The sequence below is a fragment of the Acinetobacter sp. YH01007 genome (genome assembly GCF_013420425.1).
Classification (GTDB): Bacteria; Pseudomonadota; Gammaproteobacteria; order Pseudomonadales; family Moraxellaceae; genus Acinetobacter; species Acinetobacter towneri.
The window spans coordinates 31,660-48,382 of the sequence record NZ_VOYC01000023.1 but is presented as its reverse complement, the minus strand read 5'-3'; the positions used below and the strand labels follow the sequence as shown (position 1 = coordinate 48,382).

Genomic DNA, 16,723 nt, shown 5'->3' with positions numbered 1-16,723 from the left:
TGGAAGCAGATGAAATATTATTGGCGAGATTTTCAAGTCATGACAGCTGATAAAATAGAGCAATGGGTGGAGAGAGTATCAAACCAATTCGGAAAAGAATACATGTTTACTTTTTAATGACAGCTTATCAAAAGAGGCATGAATATGACAGAACGATACCTAAGAATATTGACAATTTTTCATGATTAAATAAATTTAAAAGGAATTGTGATGTCTATTTTAGGAATTGCCATTACCACTATTTTGGGTTTATTGGGTATTGCTGCAATTATTATTGGTTTTTTTGGTGGTGAAACTTATTTGGTGATTGTGGGTATTTTATTATTGGTTAGTGGTGCACTCACTTTATCGATGTTTAAAAAAAGATTATCCAATCCATTTAAAGATTAATTAACTAAGCACTCAATAAATAAAAAACTCAAGTAAAAATGAATTGCCTTGACACATAAAGTCTTGATTTAGCATATCTAGCCACTAAATTTTATCTACGCATCAGCCGTAAATTTTATTACAATGTTTTTATGAAAGTAATGAAAAATTAGACCTTTAGATACAGTCTAAAAAGGATAGTTATGTTTATAAAAACAAAGGCGCCAACGCATACTTTAATTTTACAGTTATTGCCAATCGTGCAGCAGGCGTGTGAAATTTTAAATCAGGAATTTCAAGATTATTGTTCAGGTGCTGCTTTTGATGTAGAAAAGAAAACTGATGATTCTCCTGTTACGCAAGCCGATTATCGAGTCAATTATTATTTAATGCAGGCTTTGGCAAAAATCTCCAATTTACCTGTGTTGTCCGAAGAAGGTGAGCAAGACCAACGTCAGCAATGGCAGCAATTTTGGTTGCTTGATCCTTTAGATGGCACGAAAGAGTTTTTACATCAACGTCCTGAATTTACCATTAATTTAAGTTTAATTTGTGGTGTGCAAACAACTTTTGCAGTACTTGCAGTACCAGGCGAGCAAACTATTTATTTTTGTCCTGAACAGGGTATGCCATTGAAATATCATATTTTAACTCAGCAATGGTATCTCTATCAGTCTGAACCCACGGTAACATCTTCAGTTCTAAAAATTGGATTAAGCCACAGTAGTCAAAAAAAATCACACTATGCAGACTATTTAAAAAGCTTGGCGCAGTTGACCAATTTTGAAGAACTAAAAGCAGGTAGTGCTTATAAATTCTGCATGATTTTGGAAGATCGCGTCGATATTTACCCACGTTTTCATCCGACTTCTGAGTGGGACACCAGTGCAGGACAATGTTTATTGGAACGAATAGGTGGTGGATTGGTCGATTTTCAGGGGCGGGCATTTTTATATAATCAGCGCGATACATTGTTAAATGGTGGTTTTATCGCCTATAAAAATACGCAGATGAAACAGATTGCCTTACAAGCACTTGGACTTATGGCGAAGTCAGATTGAGCAAAGTGCTGAACATGGTATAGTGTCAAGCAACCAAGTTAAAATTTTGGCTAGATCATGGCATTAGAACTACTCCCTGCAAGTATGCTTAAAGCAATTGATTTATTGCCTGATGCTCAGACGCCTGTGACTTTGTTTACCCGTCATTCTATTCGTGAAATTGTCGTTGGTCAGGGTTTGGCTGGCTATAATTTACAATTGACCGAACAAGGTCGCGATTTAGCCGAAGCATGGGGAGGCTACTTGGTTGGAAATACAGATCGGGTGATTCAACACTGTATTTCAAGTCCTATTCAGCGTTGTGTCGATACGGCTGCTTTAATGATTCGTGGGGCAGATGGCATTACCCTCGAACCCAATACCCATCACATTGAAATTATAGAACAAGGTTTATTGGTGGAACCAGGAAGCTTTGTACTTGATATCAAACAGGCAGGCCCATATTTTCAGAAACAGGGTGCTTTAGGCTTTATTAATAGTTTTGTGAATAATGCCTTGCCCGGCATGAAACATCCGATTCATGGTGTCGTGGATGTCCTTGAGCTGATTTATAACACCCATCCAACCAACCAATACGGACTGAGTTTGGCTGTGAGTCATGATACGATTTTAGCTGCAATTATCGCGGTGATTTCTGGACGTAATGAAGTCACGCAAGCCGATTGGCCAGACATGATGGAAGGTTTATTCGTTTGGTTTGAAGGTGATGAGTTTTTAGAATCCAAGCTAAAATGGATTTGGCGCGGTCAGATTCACACTTTAGATATCTCGCAATTTCGTCAGAAAGTTTAAGCAGAACATTGAACGCATATTCTAGTGCTATCCATTCAGTACGATAGAATACCGTCTGTCAGAAATTAAAAAAAATAATTCAAATTTTATTCTCTTTTTTTCCTTCATTTTATGCAGTTGTGAGCGCAAACTCGATCAAATATTGTCTATCAATCTGTGTGCTGCTTTAAAAATTCGCTGATTTTTATAAAGAAAAATTAATAAAATTGTGTTGAAAATATAAAGCGATATGAAACTTGAGAATTGCATAATTTTATACATCTATTTAATATAAAAATACAAGTGATTGAAAAATATGTGTTTATTTTTATATTTTTTGTCATAAATTGACATTGGGGTGGAATAAATAATGAAAAGTGTGACTCGGTTTTCGCTTAGTCTATTAAGCGTATGTATATTATCATCCATGCTTGCTGCATGTGGTGGTGGCGATGGGGATGCCGCTGGGAATTCAAATCAAGAAAATCCAACACCATTGGAAATTCCTCAGCAACCACCTGTGGGTAATGTGGCTAATCCTTACCCTGAACCTACACAAGATGTCATCAATCAATCGGCACTTGGGTTTTATGATTACAACGCCAATTCTGAATCACGTGAAGTGCGTAATGATTTAGAAGGTGATTTTCAGGCAATGATTCAATTTGCTCAAGGGCATGTGGTTGATCCGAATGGTAACGAGGCGAAAAAAATGCCACGTTTGACCGCAGAAAAAGAAGCATTATTATTGGTTACACCAAATCAGGGCATGGACAATATCGACACTTTGCAGCTTGAAGTGTATCAAAATGAACGCTTGTTACGTCGTGTTGCTTTACTTGATCCAACCCAGCTTCCTGCTTCAGACCAGAGCAATCAAGATGGTCGTGCTGAGGTGTTGTATAGTAAGCGTGCGTGGTCGGCTAAATTAAATTGGGATGAAGTACGTCCCGGTTTAAAGCTGCGTTTGGTCGATTCTAAAAACCGTACTGGTGCACTCGAAGCAGAAAAAATTGATTTTGCCGCACCGGGTGAATTGGTACTCAATAATATTCGTATCGGTCTACTAACTGCACCACCCAAATCGGGCGGGCATTATATGTTATTAGAGCCTGAAAAAGCGGGTACCGATTATTTCCAAACCATTCCTGCGGCACAAATGACCGTGGCAAAATATGATGACATTCAGCTAGATCGAGTGATGGTCGCCAACGGCACGATTTACGATACCCAAAGTGCGGGTGAAGGTGGTGTCTATTCGGGGGACATGCGGGAAAATACTGCAAAATCGACCTTTAGTGTGGGAATTAACTTAGCCAACTGGGGTGTGACCAGTGCCTCTATGCAAAGTCAGCAACAGCCACAACTTACACAAACTGTAATTGCCCATCATGCACGAGGTAAATATACAAATGGTGATCAAACGCATGGTTTAAGTGGCGGTAATGGTATGTTGACCCTGTATGATTCTGTGGGCAACGAGTTTAGCCATGAAATTGGGCATCATTATGGTCTTGGGCATTATTCGGGTTCACAAGGTGAAAATATGTTCTGGGCTGCACACCATGCAGACAGCGGTTGGGGCTATATTGCGTATCGTAATAAAATGCGTGGCAACTTGGCGTGGCATACTCGAAACTTGGGTGATGGCAAAAATGGTGTGCCTAACTTCCTGAAACAATATGCTTATGGTTGGGATGCGATGTCAGGTGGTGCAACCAACAGTAGCATTTCGCGTTATACCCATTACACGGGTTACAGTACCCATATTCGGATTCAACCCCACTTTGGGGCGCGACATGTTTGGGATGAAAGCTCACCAAGTGGTTATAAAATCTGGAATAAAGACACACGCCAAATGGAAGTGGTTTATCCAAAAGTACCAAGCTCCAATCAGGTTTGGTACAACAGTGCCGATGGATATTATTTAAAACCGCGCTTATTTGGTGTGCCTGTAATTACTATTATTGGCGGATATGATCCTGAAACTCAGCAAGGTGTGTTGTATCCTGCTGCACGCAGTAACTGGGGTAATGTTTATAATTTACCTGTGGCAAATCGTGCTGCTGAAAATGCCGCATGTTGGTTAGATGTTCAATATGCCAATCGTAATCAGAACGTGGCATTGGCACCTAACCGTATGACCAGCAATGCCAATAAACTGCATGTCAATTTAGCACTTGCTGAGCAGCCAAAACAGGTGAATTTATACTGTAAAAAAGCCAATCATGCCGAGAAGTTATTATCGACACTGAATATTCCGCAATATAGCGATAGTATTCAACCTGCGGTAAAAATTGGTCGTACACATGGCTATGAAGCTTTAAGAAAAGTTGAAATGCCTGATTTTCAGAAGCAGTTGGAAGCGCAAGCCAGTCAAGCTGTGGTGGCTTTAAAACCTGCTGCACAACTATTGTATGATTCTTATGCAGATTATCGTCAAGAGCTAAGTGCAACTGCACAGCAACAATTACAGCGTTATGAACAACAGCAAAATACGATTTATCGTTTAAACCGCTGGATGAATGTTTATCGTGCCGATTTAGAAAAGACTAAGCCTGAAGCGGAAACAGCATTGCACAATTTTGTGGAGCGATTGGGTTTAGGCAATGAAAATATTGTGGCTGAAGCAACACTAATGAAAAACAGAAATAACTGTTTGAAAGTTGAAACTTTGGCGAGTGGTCAGAAAAATGCTTACATTAGTGGAGCAAGTGGCTGTACAGGCGATGCAACTGAGCAGTGGATTTATGATGGTTTGGGGCGTATTCACAGCAAAGCAGAAATGGATCAGTGCTTAACCAACAACGGCAATGTGGTCTCACTTGCAAGCTGCAGTACATCTAAAGACAGTCAGGTCTGGGAAATGCACACAGCTTCGGGAACGATTCGTCAGGGGAATCAGTGCTTTGATTTAGAGCATGGCTACCTAAAAGAAAACCGCGCGCGTTTAATTCGTTATGGTTGCACAGGTGGTGCGAATCAGCAATGGACGCAATTAAAGGCTAATAACAGTTTGCAACTGGCTTATTTAAGTCCACAAAATTTACGACTGATGCTGAAATAATTCTTCGTCTGAATTATTCATCTTCATTAATTTAAAACACCTTTTGACCAGTTCAGGAGGTGTTTTTTATTTTATGGTGGCAGGTGTATTTGAAGTGATGTAATTGGCGTGCAGAAACTAAAGATTGCTTAATTTGATAAATTATCGAAACAGCAGGCACAAAAAAAGCCCTTAACGGGCTTCTTTTGTTTAACACTTAGTTAGAAGCTAAAGCTTTAACTTGAGCGTTTAAACGGCTCTTATGACGAGCTGCTTTGTTCTTATGGATGATGCCTTTATCAGCCATACGGTCAATTACTGGAACAGCTTTTTTGTAAGCTTCAGTAGCAACCGCATAATCACCTGCAGCAATAGCAGCGATTGTGCGTTTTAAATAAGTACGAACCATAGAACGTAAGCTTGCGTTGTGTTTACGTGCTTTAACGTTTTGACGAGCACGTTTTCTAGCTTGAGCAGAGTTTGCCACTCGTGCACTCCTTGAAATAGATTGGTCTGGGCGGGCTGCAATTACTTCCGAAAACCAACATCAGAAGAATTATCACCAGCCCGTAAACAAGTGCCATATTTTGATGAAACTAGACAGTTAAGTCAAGTCTTGACATGCTTTGACAACATTTTAGCTGCAGAAAAATCAGAAAGAAACAGGTAGATTAGCTTTAAGCCTCAGAGATTGTTTAAAAAATGACAAATTCTATTCAAAATGCAATTGTAATTGGTGCGAATGGTTTAGTTGGGCAGCAATTGGTCAAACAGCTTAATCAGCTGCCTGAATGTAAAAATATCACCGTTGTTTTGCGTAGACCTTGCTCGGAATTAAATCGCTTAGAAAAAGTCCAGACGTTACTCCTTGAAGACTTTTTATTGCTCAATGATGAAGATGTGAGCGGTTATAGTCATGCATTCAGTTGTTTAGGCACAACCTTAAAAAAGGCAGGCTCAAAGCAGGGATTTTATGCTGTGGACTATACCATCAATGCACATTTTGCCGAATTATTGCAGGCGAAGGGTACGCATTACATATTGGTCAGTGCTTTGGGAGCAGAAGCCAAATCAGCCGTATTTTATAATCGTGTCAAAGGTGAGCTAGAACAATATATTGAAAGTTTGGATTTAGACAAAGTATCAATTTTGCGTCCATCTTTATTATTGGGTGAGCGCAACGAACAACGGCGTTTAGAAGATTTAGGACAAAAGCTGTATCTTAAAATATCACGATTTATTCCCGATCATTTTACATATAAGCCAGTAAGTGCTACGCAAGTGGCTCATACTATGGTCGAGGCAGCGCAATCGCAAATTCATAAATTCCAAATTTATGATAATTTACAAATACAAAAAACCAAGTAAAAGGGGAACAACGTGTCTACAGTACCATTCGTAACTTGTGACTTATTAGATGACCATCCAGAACATGACCTTCAAGTGGTGATTCCATCTTTGGATGGCAAATTTTTCAAAAGTTACGGTGCACGTAAAACTTTTGGCGGTCAAATTGTGACTGTAAAGTGCTTTGAAGATAACTCGCGTGTAAAAGAGTTGTTGGCAACCGATGGCACGGGCAAAGTTTTGGTGGTAGATGGTGGGGCATCTATGCGCTGTGCCTTAATGGGGGACTTGATTGCTGAATCTGCAGTGAAAAATCACTGGAATGGCGTGATTATTTACGGCTGTGTACGTGATGTCGATGCAATTGCAGCACTTGATTTAGGCGTACATGCTTTGGCTTCAATTCCACAAAAAAGTAACCGCAAAGGCGTGGGTGAAGTAGATGTGAGTTTGCATTTTGGACAAGTCACTTTTAATTCGGGCGATTATGTCTATGCCGATAACAACGGTATTATTGTGGCAAAGGAAAAATTGGTCGATTTATAAGCGGTTTGATGGTACAGCCATCAAATTGCTGAGCACATCACAAGGAAAACAAAATGGTGCATCATCAAATTAAAGTCATTCAGGCAATGGCATCTATGCTTACCGAAGGTGGGCGCGGTGTGAATGGGACAGCATTTCCCAAGCAGCCCGAAAAAGCCTTAAAGTTATATGAGTTTGAAGGTTCACCATTTTGCCGTCGTGTACGCGAAGTCATGACCTTGTTAAATTTGGATTATGAAGTTTATCCATGTCCCAAAGGCGGCACAAAATATCGACCTTTGGTGAAACAATTAGGCGGTAAAACCCAGTTTCCATTTTTAATTGATGAAAATACAGGTGATCAGCTCTATGAATCACAGCAGATCATTTATCATTTATTCAAGCATTATGGCAAAAGTGGAAAAACGCCCAAAAAATACGCGCATTTTCCTAAAATTCCTTATGTTGCACTTGCAGGCACGTTATTGAATGGTGCACGTGGTGTGTGGATTAACCAGAAAATTGTAGAGCGCGCTGCACCTGAACAACTGATTGAACTGTGGGGTTTTGAGGGAAGTCCTTATACACGTGTAGTACGTGGTGTATTGACTGAACTGGAGTTGCCATTCAAATTTCATAATGTAGCCAAAGAGCGTTGGCAAGATCAAGGCTTGGCAAAATTACGTTTAAAACCGGGTAAATATGTGCCACTGGCAGGTGGTAAGCGTGAGCAGGTATTAAAAGTTATGGGTGATAATATTCAAGTCCCATTTTTAATCGATCCAAATACCCAGACTCAGCTTTTTGAATCGGCCAAGATTGTGAAGTATTTACAGCAAACTTATGGCAAATAAGCTTTAAGTCATTTTTTGATTGTTATAAAAGCATCTTCAAGATGCTTTTTTGCATTTGGCAGGATGCAAAATATGCATCATTATAAATAGCCTAAGCAAAGTGGGGTTGAAACACTGACTTATAACATCAGGGGAGCATAAATCACCCTGATCAGTTGCATCTATTTTAGTGAAGCATTTAAACTCTGCAGCATTCACTTTGATTTCGCCAATTTATAGGTTCAAAATGTTCAGCAAACTTACAGGGTTGTTTAAAAATAAAGCCAATCTCGAAGAAATTGCCTATTTAGAAGCACAGAATATTCAATGGGATGCGGAACAAGGCTATATTGTCGATGGTATTTTGCTTAACGATGTTTTGGCAGAGCGTTTAAATTATTTATCCAACCGCCGTATGCAGCAGTTTGATGATTTGGCACAGCTGTATTCTACAGCTATGATTATCAATGAAAAAATTGATCTGGAAATTGCGCAACAGCGTTTTAACACAATGCTTGGTAATACCGAAGAAAACTTACTGGAATTTAAAGCGATTGTTAAAAAATTGAATGATTATTATCGACAGTTTTTACGTGATCAAAAGTAAAGAGGCGTGTGTATCAAACTTTAAAGCTCGCTGTTTTATAAAATTTTGCAATTAAATACGCTGTAATGGTGGATGAAAAAAATTACGTAAAACCGTCAATTCATCGTGCTAGTATAAGCCCCATGTTGTTTAGACCCTAAAGCTATATACATGTTCCAACACGAAATTTCCCAACTCAATTTAGCACAACTGAAAGCTGGCGAAAAACGCTGGATTGGTAATCTACAAGGTTCTGCCGCAGCATTATTATTTAAAGAAATTGGTCAGCAGAATCAGCATTTATTTGTGATTGTCGCGCGCAATCAACAACATTTGGCGCAGTTAGAAAGCGAATTAGAATTTTACGGGGTAAAACCGACCATTTTTCCCGATTGGGAAATTTTGCCTTATGACCGCTTGTCACCGCATCAAGATATTGTGTCGGAGCGTTTGGCGATTTTATCCAATATGCCGCAGCAAGGTGTATTGTTGGTTTCGGCAACCACTTTGGCACAACGTGTTGCACCAACCTCATGGGTGTTAGGCGAGCATTTCGATATTCGTGTTGGGCAAAAGTTTGCTTTGGAACAACAAAAACAGCGTTTGGTACAAGCAGGCTATCATCTGGTCGATACAGTCTATGATCATGGTGAGTTTGCTGTGCGTGGCAGTATTATGGATATTTATGCTTCGGGACAGGAAGCACCCATCCGTATTGATTTATTTGATGATGAAGTTGAAACCTTAAAGTTTTTTGATCCAGAAACGCAGCGTACCACCCAAAGTTTGCAGAATTTTACGGTTTTACCCGCCAAAGAATTTCCATTAAAAGAAGGTCGTGCGATTTTCCGTGACCGCTATGCAGAAAGTTTCCCAACGGCAAACCCGAAAAAGAACCCTGTGTATCAGGATGTGTTAGAAGGCATTGCATCGCCTGGTTTAGAGTTTTATTTTCCGTTATTCTTCACTCAAGCACAGCTTGAAGGTCAAAATACATTACTTTCATACTTACCAAAGCATTGCATTGTCATTACAGATAAGACGGTGGATGACTGTTTAACTCAATTTTGGAAAGATGTGCTGTATCGTTATGAGGACAGACGTCATAACATCGACCAGCCGATTTTGCCGCCTGAGCAATTATTCCTACAACCAAATCAATTATTAGAACAACTGAATCAATTTGGACGTGTGATTGCATCGCCCGAAGCTTTTGAGCAAAAAGCAGGTGTAGTGAACTTAAGCACACTTGTACCACCACGTTTGGCGGTTGATCCTAAACAAGAACAACCCTTTCATGCCGTTAAGCAATATATTGATGCGGCCAATCATCCTGTTTTATTGGTGGCAGAAAGTGCAGGTCGTCGTGAAACCTTAAAAGATGCGTTGCGTGCCGCTTTGGGTGAAATTCCACAAGTGGAGAGTTTTGAGGCATTTCAGCAGTCTTTACAAGCCATTGCGATTACCAATGCACCTTTAGATCGCGGCTTGGTCATTCAAGATCAATTGAGTGTAATCTCAGAAAATCAGTTGTATGAACATCGTGTGGTGCAGCGCCGTCGTAAACGTCAGCAGGAAGTTTCTGAAGAGTTTTTAATTCGCAGTTTGACCGAGTTAAGCATTGGTGCACCTGTGGTACATATTGATTATGGCGTAGGGCGTTATGCAGGTTTAATTACTTTAAATATTGATGAGCAAGAGCATGAGTTTTTACAACTTGATTATGCCGATGCTGCAAAAGTGTATGTACCTGTTACCAATTTGCATTTAATCAGCCGTTATAGCGGTGGTGATCCAGACCTTGCGCCTTTGCATAAATTAGGCACAGATGCATGGAATAAAGCCAAACGCAAAGCGTTGGAACAAATTCACGATGTGGCAGCAGAATTACTGCATATTCAGGCACGTCGTCAATCTAAACCGGGTTTTGCTTTTGAGTTGGATCATAGTCTTTATATGCAATTTGCCAGTGGCTTTGCTTATGAAGAAACCCTAGACCAAGCCAATGCAATTGAAGCGACTTTACATGACATGCAACTGGCAAAACCAATGGATCGTTTGGTCTGTGGTGATGTTGGTTTTGGTAAAACCGAAGTCGCCATGCGGGCTGCATTTGTCGCGGTACAGAATAATAAACAAGTCGCGGTATTGGTTCCGACCACATTGTTGGCACAACAGCATTATGAATCTTTTAAAGACCGTTTTGCCGACTGGCCTGTGCGTATTGAAGTCTTATCGCGTTTTGGTTCAAGCAAATCTCATCAAAAAACCATTGAAGATTTAGCTGAAGGCAAAGTCGATATTGTGATTGGGACGCACAAAATTCTGCAAGAAAATATTCAGTTCAAGCAGTTGGGTTTAATGATTGTCGATGAAGAACATCGTTTTGGGGTGCGTGACAAAGAACGTATTAAAGCGCTGCGCGCCGATGTGGATATGCTGACTTTAACCGCAACGCCAATTCCACGTACCTTAAATATGGCATTTAGCGGTATGCGCGATTTATCCATTATTGCCACACCACCTGCACGCCGTTTAGCGGTCAAAACCTTTGTGCAAGAGCATACAGGCGATACGGTGAAAGAAGCCATTTTACGTGAATTGTTACGTGGTGGTCAGGTGTATTTCCTGCATAATGAAGTGGAAACCATTGAGCGTAGTGCTGAAACCATTCGTGAATTGGTACCAGAAGCGCGGGTTGCAGTTGCGCATGGGCAAATGCGCGAGCGTGAATTAGAGCAAGTCATGCAGCAGTTTTATCATAAAGAATATAACGTGTTGGTTTGCTCAACCATTATTGAAACAGGGATTGATGTTCCAAATGCCAATACCATTTTAATTGAACGTGCAGATAAACTCGGATTGGCGCAGTTGCACCAACTACGTGGTCGTGTTGGACGTTCGCATCACCAAGCTTATGCGTATTTGCTGGTACCTTCCATTAAGGGCTTAAAAGGCGATGCTGAAAAACGCTTGGATGCGATTCAGCGTGCCTCAACTTTGGGTGCAGGTTTTATGCTGGCAACCGAAGACTTGGAAATTCGTGGTGCGGGCGAATTACTGGGTGAGCAACAAAGCGGTTCAATGCAAGCTATTGGTTATAGCCTGTATATGGAAATGCTGGAAAAAGCCACCAAAGCCATTCAAAAGGGTAAAACTCCTAACTTCGATGCACCATTGTCTTTAACTGCAGAAATCAACCTGCACATGCCTGCTTTAATTCCAGATGATTATTTGGGCGATGTGCATCAGCGCTTATTGTTCTACAAACGCATTAGTAATACCGATACTCAAGAAAAGCTTGATCATATTCGTATGGAATTGATTGACCGTTTTGGTATTCCGCCACAAGCAGTGAAACAATTGTTTGCTGTGCACCAACTGCGTTTAAAAGCAGAGCAGTTGGGCATCACTAAAATTGATATTGGTACAAATGGCGGTCATATCGAATTTTCACCAGATACACCTGTGCAAGCCATGAGCATCATTCAAATGATGCAAAAACATCCGACCTATTTCCGTATGGATGGTGGACAGCGTTTAAAAGTGATGGTGATGTTGGAGGAAGCTGAAAAGCGGATTCAATTTATTGCCGATCTATTAAACAGCCTGCTAAAAACTTTGCACAGCTGAGTTTAAAAATGCAAATTGATCCAAATATCATATCGGTAAATTTATGAATATTTGCTAAGAAACCTCTGATTCTATAATGAATATTATTCATGATGAATTTGGTTAAAATTGCACTTTATTTACATCGAAACATGATGGGAATCATACTCAGTTCACTAGGGATGTGATAGTATTACCCATCATTACAATTTGCGTCATTTATAAAGATATGTTTAGTTTGCATCCACAACTTGCTCAAGATACTTTTTTTGTAGGCGACTTTCCTCTGTCAACATGTCGTTTAATGAATGATATGCAATTCCCTTGGTTAATTCTAATTCCACGTGTGCCAGGGGTTACAGAACTATACGAATTAAGCCAGGCAGACCAAGAACAATTTTTACGTGAATCTAGCTGGTTATCTAGCCAATTATCACGTGTATTCCGTGCCGATAAAATGAATGTGGCGGCTTTAGGTAATATGGTTCCACAATTGCATTTTCATCACGTCGTGCGTTATCAAAATGATGTGGCTTGGCCTAAACCAGTTTGGGGTACGCCAGCTGTACCATACAGCAATGAAGTTTTGGCTCACATGCGTCAAACCTTGATGCTTGCTCTGCGTGGTCAAGGCGATATGCCATTTGACTGGCGAATGGATTAATTGAAATGAATTGCCACGCAGGATGCGTGGCTTTTTAATCCTAGATTGGAGTAGGCCGCGGTGTTCATGTACAATTGGATGGAAAGAGATCCCAAACAATTCGAATTTCTGCATCGTTTAGTCGGGTATGCAAGTTTATCCCTGATTATGGTGGTCTATCACTACACCTACGCCGATACCAATTATCAAATTTACCTTCCGTTTTTTCTTACTTTTTTATTACTGATAATTCCTAAATTTTCGCGTTGGCTGCAATATAAATATAGTCATCAAGCCAAGCGTAATATCCTGTTTATTATTGATATTGTGGTAGTCGCAGTATGTTTGTCTGCGGTACATCTGAATTTGGTACTTACTTTTGCCGCTTTATTTGCGCTGCTATATACCGCCATTTATATTAAAGTTTCTTTCTTTTTGGTGGCATTGGCATCCTTATTGGCGGTCACAGTTTTTTATTTTTGTAATATTTTTATTTTTGGTTTTAACGAATATTTTGAACAAAGCAGTACCGAACTTACGATTTTAGCCTTTTTATGTATGATCTTTTACTTTGGCATGGGCAGTGCCTATCAGGCACGTCGTATCCGCTATACCACGGCAAAGAAAGACCATTACTACACACAAATGAACCGCTATATGGAATTTGCGAATCAGCTTAGTCGCTATGCACCTTTGCAGTTGTGGCAATCGATTATGAAAGGTGAGTCGGAAGCGAAAATTGAATATAAACGTAAAAAAATGACGATTTTCTTTTCTGATATTCAAGGCTTTACTGAACTTTCTGAAACACTAATTCCAGATGATTTAGCATTCCTGCTCAATGATTATTTAAGCCACATGACCGAAATTGCCAAGCAATATGAAGCGACGGTGGATAAGTTTATGGGTGATGCGATTTTAATTTTCTTTGGTGATCCAAATACGCAAGGTGTTGAACAAGATGCTAAAACTTGTGTAGAGATGGCTATTGCGATGCGTCAGCAAATGAAATTGTTACGCGAACGTTGGGTCAAAATGGGCTATCCGCCTTTACATATTCGTATGGGTATCAGTACAGGATATTGCCACGTTGGGAACTACGGTGCAGCACATCGGATGGCATATACCATTGTTGGGCGTGATGCTAACTTAGCTGCGCGTTTGCAAAGTGCGGCCGAAGTTGATGAAATTTTACTTTCAGATGACACTTATAAACTGATTAAAAATGATTATTTGTGTGCTCCGAAAGCACCGATCTTTTTAAAGGGGATTCAAGGTCCTGTAAAAACTTGGCAAGTGATGGAAAAATATGCGGCCAGCAAGTCGGATTATCAGCGTTGGTTTGACTACGAATATAAAGGTTTTCATTTGTTGCTTAATTTGGATGAAGTGCAGAATTTTGAATATCCTGAGCTAATTACCGTATTAGAAAAAATGATTAAAAGAATTCAAACGCAGCAAAAGCTGACCAACTCACAGGGCATTGTAAAACTTAATCTTGAAGATGAAGTGATTGAACATCCACCTGTTGAAGAAATTGCCAAAACTCATATTCCTGAAAAACACTAAAATTTTTCTTATAATGTAGATCTCGTTTAACTTTTAAATCCTCAAAAATTTTAAATCTAAAGTTGTGCAATAAAAAAACTGCGCCGTAGCGCAGTTTTTTAGAATTAGCATCATTTTATGATTAATGATTTTCTGAAGCATGGTTAATGGTGTATTTTGGAATTTCGACTTCCAAGTCTTCATTGACCACTTTAACCTGACAAGATAAGCGTGAATCAGGCTCTAAACCCCAAGCACGGTCTAATAAGTCAGCTTCAACATCATCCATTTCTTCTAGGCTGTCAAAGCCTTTACGAACAACAACGTGGCAAGTGGTACATGCACAAGACATATCGCAAGCATGTTCAATTTTAATGCCATTTTCAAGTAAGCTTTCGCATAAGTTGGCATTTTGTTCGACTTCAAACTCAGCACCTTCTGGGCAGAATTGCGCATGTGGAAGTACTTTAATACGTGGCATAATCTTTACCTTAAATTAGTTTGAGTTTGACCAGTCGTCGAGTTTAGTGCCTTTAAGTGCTGCATCAATATGTTGATTCATACGAATTGCAGCAAAAGCATCACTGTGTATTTTAAGCTGTTCAACAGCATGTTCAATGGCTTTAATGTCTTGTCCAGTCAATTCGGCTTCCAACTGCGCTTTGGCAGTATTTAAAGCTTCTAATTGTTCTGGGCTTAATAGTTGTGCATCTACTTTTAAGGCTTGTTGTAAAGCTTCAAGTTCACGTTGTGCTTCAACTTTGGTTTCATGCAAATGACGCAATTGCTTGTCTTCTTCTGCATATTTGAAACCATCTAGCAGCAAACGCTCGGTATCTGCTTCAGATAAACCATAAGATGGCTTGATGTCGATATTTGCAGTCACACCAGAAGTGGTTTCTTTAGCAGAAACACTGAGCAAGCCATCAGCATCGACTTGGAACGTAACTTCAATGCGTGCCTGACCCGCAGTCATTGGTGGAATACCGTGTAGCACAAAACGACCTAAGCTACGACAATGTTCTACCAAATCACGCTCACCTTGTACCACATGAATCAACATGGCAGTTTGGCCATCTTGATAAGTGGTAAATTCTTGGCGACGTGCTACAGGAATTGCAGTATTGCGTGAAATTAAGCGTTCCACCAAACCGCCCATGGTTTCTAAACCCAAAGACAGTGGGGTAACGTCTAATAGCAACGAACCATCTTTGCTGTTACCAATTAGTTGATTGGCGGTAATTGATGCACCAATTGCAACCACTTCATCTGGGTTAATTGTGCATAATGGTTCTTGATTAAATACTTCACGAACAGCTTTTTGCACGGCATAAGAACGTGTTGAACCACCAACTAAAACTACATTTTGAATGTCATCTAGGTCAAGTTTGGCATCGCGTAATACACGTTTGTATACACTAATGGTTTTATCTAAAGCAACCTGAATAATACTTTCAAAGTTTGCGCGGTCTAATTGCAGCGTGTGCTCTAACAGTTTTAATTCAACACTTTCTGCATTGCTGAGCGCTTCTTTGGCTTTACGTGCAGACACAATAAAGTGTGCATATTCTGCATCATCTAAACTTTCAATATTCAGCTGTTTTTTTGCCCATTTTACAATCAGACGATCTAAGTCATCACCACCTAAAGCAGTGTGGCCGCCTGTGGCTAAAACTTCAAAAACACCTTGAGAGAAACGTAAAATAGAAACGTCAAACGTACCACCGCCCAAGTCGTAAATCACATAGTTACGGTCTTGAGCCAAGTTGGTGTCTTGATCTAAACCGTAGGCAACCGCTGCTGCAGTCGGTTCATTCAATAAACGCAATACTTTTAAACCTGCAAGCTCGGCAGCGTCACGTGTGGCTTGGCGTTGAGCTTCATCAAAATAAGCAGGAACAGTAATCACTGCACCATTTACAGGGTTTTGTAAGCTGGCTTCTGCGCGGTCTTTGAGTTGTTTAAGTAATTCTGCCGAAATTTCAACAGGTGTTTTACGGCCTTGAGCTGTTTCAAAAGCAGGCATTTGATTGTCTTCACCCACTAACGTGTATGGATGTTGAAATTTAATGTCCGCTTTAGAACGACCCATAAAACGCTTGACTGAAACAATCGTGTTTTTAGGGTCTGTAGTAATAAATGGCGCAGCAGCATTGCCATAATGTGTATTTTGCTCTGCATAATGGACGATAGAAGGCAGTAGCACGCGACCTTGCTCATCATGCAAGACTTTGGCTTTACCAGAAAGAACTGTGGCAACCAATGAATGAGTGGTGCCTAAGTCAATGCCAATCGCAATGCGATGTTCATGCGGTGCACTTGATTGACCTGGTTCTGCAATTTGCAAGAGCGCCATTATGTAAAATCCTTTGCCCGTTAAAT

The 16,723-nt window shown here is 40.1% G+C and carries 14 protein-coding genes and 1 pseudogene; 12 read left to right on the top strand and 3 right to left on the bottom strand.

The features are described 5' to 3' along the window. The 5 genes and pseudogenes from FTT74_RS12055 to FTT74_RS12035 all read left to right on the top strand — a co-directional run. A pseudogene (locus FTT74_RS12055) lies at positions 1–117 on the top strand (transposase); the annotation flags it as partial. A 93-nt stretch (positions 118–210) separates the two neighbouring features. Next, entirely contained in the window at positions 211–390 is a 180-nt protein-coding gene (locus FTT74_RS12050; protein WP_004976682.1) for a hypothetical protein, read from the top strand. Between the two features lie 182 nt (positions 391–572). Then, on the top strand, positions 573–1,430 hold the full coding sequence (locus tag FTT74_RS12045) for a 3'(2'),5'-bisphosphate nucleotidase CysQ (RefSeq protein ID WP_131261461.1): 858 nt from the start codon (positions 573–575) through the stop codon (positions 1,428–1,430). A gap of 57 nt (positions 1,431–1,487) precedes the next feature. Beyond that, positions 1,488–2,222, top strand: a complete 735-nt coding sequence (locus FTT74_RS12040; protein WP_004976677.1) for a histidine phosphatase family protein — start codon at positions 1,488–1,490, stop codon at positions 2,220–2,222. Positions 2,223–2,571: 349 nt separating this feature from the next. Then, positions 2,572–5,268, top strand: coding sequence for a M66 family metalloprotease (locus tag FTT74_RS12035; protein WP_179989083.1), 2,697 nt, complete (start codon positions 2,572–2,574; stop codon positions 5,266–5,268). Between the two features lie 196 nt (positions 5,269–5,464). Here FTT74_RS12035 and rpsT read toward each other — a convergent pair whose 3' ends face one another. Then, positions 5,465–5,734 (bottom strand): 30S ribosomal protein S20, encoded by a 270-nt coding sequence (rpsT, locus tag FTT74_RS12030; protein ID WP_004976669.1) that lies wholly within the window; start codon positions 5,732–5,734, stop codon positions 5,465–5,467. A gap of 215 nt (positions 5,735–5,949) precedes the next feature. Between rpsT and FTT74_RS12025 the strand changes: the two genes are divergently transcribed. The 7 genes from FTT74_RS12025 to FTT74_RS11995 all read left to right on the top strand — a co-directional run bounded on the left by FTT74_RS12025 (position 5,950) and on the right by FTT74_RS11995 (position 14,362). Further along, positions 5,950–6,615, top strand: a complete 666-nt coding sequence (locus FTT74_RS12025) for an NAD(P)H-binding protein (protein WP_131261459.1) — start codon at positions 5,950–5,952, stop codon at positions 6,613–6,615. Between the two features lie 12 nt (positions 6,616–6,627). Next, a complete protein-coding gene (gene rraA, locus FTT74_RS12020; RefSeq protein WP_004976667.1) occupies positions 6,628–7,140 on the top strand; it encodes a ribonuclease E activity regulator RraA in 513 nt (170 codons plus the stop codon). 53 nt (positions 7,141–7,193) lie between these two features. Continuing rightward, positions 7,194–7,973 (top strand): glutathione S-transferase N-terminal domain-containing protein, encoded by a 780-nt coding sequence (locus FTT74_RS12015; protein WP_179989084.1) that lies wholly within the window; start codon positions 7,194–7,196, stop codon positions 7,971–7,973. 226 nt (positions 7,974–8,199) lie between these two features. Then, positions 8,200–8,559 carry a hypothetical protein gene (locus FTT74_RS12010; RefSeq protein ID WP_004976663.1) on the top strand — a complete coding sequence of 120 codons (360 nt, stop codon included), beginning with the start codon at positions 8,200–8,202 and terminating at the stop codon, positions 8,557–8,559. A gap of 150 nt (positions 8,560–8,709) precedes the next feature. After that, the gene (mfd, locus tag FTT74_RS12005; RefSeq protein WP_179989085.1) at positions 8,710–12,171 is read left to right on the top strand and encodes a transcription-repair coupling factor; all 3,462 of its coding nucleotides are present in this window, start codon (positions 8,710–8,712) and stop codon (positions 12,169–12,171) included. A 208-nt stretch (positions 12,172–12,379) separates the two neighbouring features. Beyond that, positions 12,380–12,814, top strand: coding sequence for an HIT domain-containing protein (locus tag FTT74_RS12000; protein ID WP_004976660.1), 435 nt, complete (start codon positions 12,380–12,382; stop codon positions 12,812–12,814). Positions 12,815–12,880: 66 nt separating this feature from the next. After that, positions 12,881–14,362 (top strand): adenylate/guanylate cyclase domain-containing protein, encoded by a 1,482-nt coding sequence (locus FTT74_RS11995; RefSeq protein ID WP_004976658.1) that lies wholly within the window; start codon positions 12,881–12,883, stop codon positions 14,360–14,362. A gap of 121 nt (positions 14,363–14,483) precedes the next feature. On the opposite strand, the gene fdx is transcribed toward FTT74_RS11995, so the two are convergent. After that, positions 14,484–14,822 (bottom strand): ISC system 2Fe-2S type ferredoxin, encoded by a 339-nt coding sequence (gene fdx, locus FTT74_RS11990; RefSeq protein ID WP_004976656.1) that lies wholly within the window; start codon positions 14,820–14,822, stop codon positions 14,484–14,486. Between the two features lie 15 nt (positions 14,823–14,837). Further along, complete coding sequence (gene hscA / locus FTT74_RS11985) at positions 14,838–16,697, bottom strand: Fe-S protein assembly chaperone HscA (protein ID WP_179989086.1); 1,860 nt, start codon at positions 16,695–16,697, stop codon at positions 14,838–14,840. Positions 16,698–16,723 lie beyond the last annotated feature (26 nt).

Bases quoted from the DNA above. Each gene is read 5' to 3' on its own strand.
- FTT74_RS12050 (WP_004976682.1), top strand. From the start codon at position 211: ATGTCTATTTTAGGAATTGCCATTACCACTATTTTGGGTTTATTGGGT.
- FTT74_RS12045 (WP_131261461.1), top strand. From the start codon at position 573: ATGTTTATAAAAACAAAGGCGCCAACGCATACTTTAATTTTACAGTTA.
- FTT74_RS12040 (WP_004976677.1), top strand. From the start codon at position 1,488: ATGGCATTAGAACTACTCCCTGCAAGTATGCTTAAAGCAATTGATTTA.
- FTT74_RS12035 (WP_179989083.1), top strand. From the start codon at position 2,572: ATGAAAAGTGTGACTCGGTTTTCGCTTAGTCTATTAAGCGTATGTATA.
- FTT74_RS12025 (WP_131261459.1), top strand. From the start codon at position 5,950: ATGACAAATTCTATTCAAAATGCAATTGTAATTGGTGCGAATGGTTTA.
- FTT74_RS12015 (WP_179989084.1), top strand. From the start codon at position 7,194: ATGGTGCATCATCAAATTAAAGTCATTCAGGCAATGGCATCTATGCTT.
- FTT74_RS12010 (WP_004976663.1), top strand. From the start codon at position 8,200: ATGTTCAGCAAACTTACAGGGTTGTTTAAAAATAAAGCCAATCTCGAA.
- mfd (WP_179989085.1), top strand. From the start codon at position 8,710: ATGTTCCAACACGAAATTTCCCAACTCAATTTAGCACAACTGAAAGCT.
- FTT74_RS12000 (WP_004976660.1), top strand. From the start codon at position 12,380: ATGTTTAGTTTGCATCCACAACTTGCTCAAGATACTTTTTTTGTAGGC.
- FTT74_RS11995 (WP_004976658.1), top strand. From the start codon at position 12,881: ATGTACAATTGGATGGAAAGAGATCCCAAACAATTCGAATTTCTGCAT.
- fdx (WP_004976656.1), bottom strand. From the start codon at position 14,822: ATGCCACGTATTAAAGTACTTCCACATGCGCAATTCTGCCCAGAAGGT.
- hscA (WP_179989086.1), bottom strand. From the start codon at position 16,697: ATGGCGCTCTTGCAAATTGCAGAACCAGGTCAATCAAGTGCACCGCAT.